Origin of the sequence: Phytoactinopolyspora endophytica (assembly GCF_004138495.1) — a bacterium.
Classification (GTDB): Bacteria; Actinomycetota; Actinomycetes; order Jiangellales; family Jiangellaceae; genus Phytoactinopolyspora; species Phytoactinopolyspora endophytica.
Map to the genome: position 1 here is coordinate 90,202 of NZ_ML142864.1, position 2,934 is coordinate 93,135.

A 2,934-nucleotide genomic window follows, 5' to 3' on the forward strand; every position below is an offset into this window, starting at 1 on the left:
GCCCGGCGGGCGCGCCTGTTCGCGGACAAGGCGTGGCCACGGGACACCGACGAGCGGACCCACCTGTTCCTGGGTCTGAACTACCGCATGACGGAGCTGGCGGCCGCCGTCGCCCGGGAGCAGTTGAAGAAGTTGCATGGCGTGGTCGATGACCGGCGTAAGACAGCCGAGCGGCTGACGGCGGCACTGAACGGCCTTCCGGGTCTTACCGCGGGCGTTCATGCCGGCGCGACGTACTGGCGATACCCGATCTTCGTTGACGGCGCCGTCGCCGGTGCGGGCGCTGTCCGGTACGCCGAGGTGCTGGCAGCCGAGGGTGTCCCCGTCATCGCCGGGTATATACAGAGCCCTCTGTATCTGACACCGGTGCTGGCGGATCACCGTACGTACGGCGAGTCCGGATACCCGCTCACGTCTCCTCCGGCCGAATCCGCCCAGCGGTATGAGCCTGGGCTGTGCCCGGTGACGGAGCAGCTGATCGAGGAGCGGCTCCTCGTCGTCGATTGGAATGAGAACTACACGGACGACGACGTCGCGGACATCATCGCCGCCGTCCACAAGGCACACGCCGCCCTGGCGCCCGCCTTGTGACGCGTGACTCGCTCGGTGGTTGTCTACGCACTCACCGAAGCCCTGACCAACGACGTGCTACGCCAACGGCTGTCCGCCCCGCGAGTGCTGCACGCGCCTCATCTGATCGACTTTGAGTTCGCCAACGCATTACGCGGCCTCGTCCTTAGCGGCAAGCTCACAACCGACCGAGCCAACGACGCGAGAGCGGACTTCGCCGAACTACGTATCCAGCGCTACCCCGGAGCGGTCATCGCCGAACGCGCATGGGAGCTCCGCCACAACTTCACCATCTATGACGCCGGGTACATCGCACTGGCCGAATTGCTCGACTGCCCACTTCTGACAGGCGACTCCAAACTCATCGGATCCCACAGAGCGAACATCGAACTCTACCCAAGCAGCTGATCTGACGCTCACAAAACGATCGCGAATTTCCGCCTAGTGAGGTTCTCGTGGCGTTCGATGATTGTGCCAGCGCATCCATGCAGGTCATAGGTACGAGCATGTTGAGATGGCAGGATCTCTCCTACGCGACTGTCCAAGAGGCAGCGCCGACGGGGATGTCCACGGCGAGTTCGAGGAACTCGCGTCCGTGCCGGCGCACTGGGGAGATCGTGCCTTGGCCGTCGCGGAGCCGGTAGCCGTCCCGTTCGGGCAGCGCTAGCAGGATGCCGGCACCGGGCAGCTCCTGTGCTGCGGTGCTCTGGATTCGCCAGCCCTCGTCGTGCGGGCGCACGGAAAGCTCGACGCCGCGACGCCGGCGTTCCCATGCATTGATGCGGGCGCTCGTCCACCAGGGCATGCCACGGCGGCGGGCCTCGTCGGCGAGCGCCAGGCACGCTTTGCGGGTGGCCGGCCGCAGGTGCAGATGCGGGCCGTGGAAGAGGAAATGCGCGACGCCGTGCTGATCCAGTGCGGCGTCGATGATGACGTCGCGGACGCTCTCGTGACCGGCGAGTGCGAGATCCTGGGTATGCAGCGGAAGGTTGAGCACGTCGTAATACCGGTGACCCTGGTCCGCGCCGCCGATCGGGAAGGAGACGTGGGTGGTGCCGAACGGGAAGCCGATCGTGCCCTGCTTGCTGGGACCGCGTGACTGGTCGATCTGGATCCCGAGCCGTTCGCACCACTCGTAGAACTCCGTCCATCCCTCCCAGCGTGTGTAGTGGTTCTTGTTGGACACGATTCGTTCAGTGCCGGTGACCGCCTGCGCCCATGCGTGCTGGGCACGGAACTGCGGCCAGCCCCATTCCGCGATGTCCGCGTCGTGCATGGCGTTATAGTGCAGCGCTTGCTCGTGACCGGCCTCGGTGACGGCAGCGTACGTGTCGGCCTCGTATCCGCCGGGATAGAGCTGACACCAGGTGACGGTCACGTCGGCCTCTGCGAAAACTTCGAGCGCGGTGCGTGCGTGCTCGTCGACGTTCTGGTCCGCGTCGTGCGACATGTGCGCGACCGCGGACACGCCGGCCGGCCAGTAGTGCAGCCACGCCGTGGCCAGTTCCACCTGTTCGGCGGCCGACCACAGAATTTGCAGGAACACCGAGCGCCAGAGGTCGGCCTGCGGCCGGTGGAACATGGGAAGGCCCGACGGGGGCGGGAGCACGTGCTCGTACCCGTCCGGTCGAACCGGCTGACCGGGGGGCAGCGCACGGTCCTTCACGAAGTCGAGCGCAAGCCCGTCCTCGCATTTGAGGATCCCGTCGTCGAGCGGTGCCGAGCCGTCCGTGGCGGGTGCGCCGTCGTGGACCACCGCGTGGCCCTGCTGGATACGGACGATGCTCTGCCACAGGTCCACGCCGCAGCACAGCACGACGCCCTCGCCGACCCGACGTGATGTCACGGCCGCGGCGCCGTCGTCCCAGGAGGCCAGTACGTCGGCTGCGGTTGGCCGCAGCCGTACACCGCCGATGGCGTGCAACGGGACGTCGGGCACGTGTGTCCACATGTCGTTGCGGTGGACGCGGACGTGACCTTCGTTGACGTCGCCTGCAGGCGTCACTCCTGCGATCTCGGCGAGGTCGCCCGGGTCGCCGATGGCGAGGAGGGCCCCACCGGCACGGACCCACTCGTCGATCCGGCTGCGCGTGGAGGCGTCGAGGCCGGGAGTGCTGGCCAGGACGAGGAGCGCGACGTCGTCGTCGGTGGCCGACGTGTCGACCTGAGCGAGCTGCCGGTAGGGCAGCCTGAGATGGTCGAGCACCTCGGTGACGTAGCGCCACCATGCCGACGTGCCATCCGTTCGGGACGGTGCCGTGGTGACTTCATCGAGGACGACCGCGATGGTCCGCTCTATCGACATGACGCTCCTTCGAGGGCCGGGTGCGATGAGTGCCAGCCGTGAAGAAGATAATACAGGCG

At 66.9% G+C, this 2,934-nt stretch carries 3 protein-coding genes; 2 read left to right on the top strand and 1 reads right to left on the bottom strand.

Annotated features, from left to right (window positions below; translation table 11 throughout):
* Both ELR45_RS39060 and ELR45_RS25610 read left to right on the top strand, forming a co-directional pair.
* On the top strand, nucleotides 1-591 hold a 591-nt coding region (locus ELR45_RS39060), incomplete at its 5' end, for a DegT/DnrJ/EryC1/StrS family aminotransferase (protein ID WP_205857260.1).
* A gap of 3 nt (nucleotides 592-594) precedes the next feature.
* Complete coding sequence (locus tag ELR45_RS25610) at nucleotides 595-978, top strand: type II toxin-antitoxin system VapC family toxin (protein ID WP_129668872.1); 384 nt, start codon at nucleotides 595-597, stop codon at nucleotides 976-978.
* A 121-nt stretch (nucleotides 979-1,099) separates the two neighbouring features.
* Here ELR45_RS25610 and ELR45_RS25615 read toward each other — a convergent pair whose 3' ends face one another.
* A complete protein-coding gene (locus ELR45_RS25615; protein ID WP_129668873.1) occupies nucleotides 1,100-2,875 on the bottom strand; it encodes a hypothetical protein in 1,776 nt (591 codons plus the stop codon).
* Between the last annotated feature and the right edge of the window lie 59 nt (nucleotides 2,876-2,934).

Coding starts and splice junctions, on each gene's coding strand:
- ELR45_RS25615 (WP_129668873.1), bottom strand. CDS start 2,875: ATGTCGATAGAGCGGACCATCGCGGTCGTCCTCGATGAAGTCACCACG.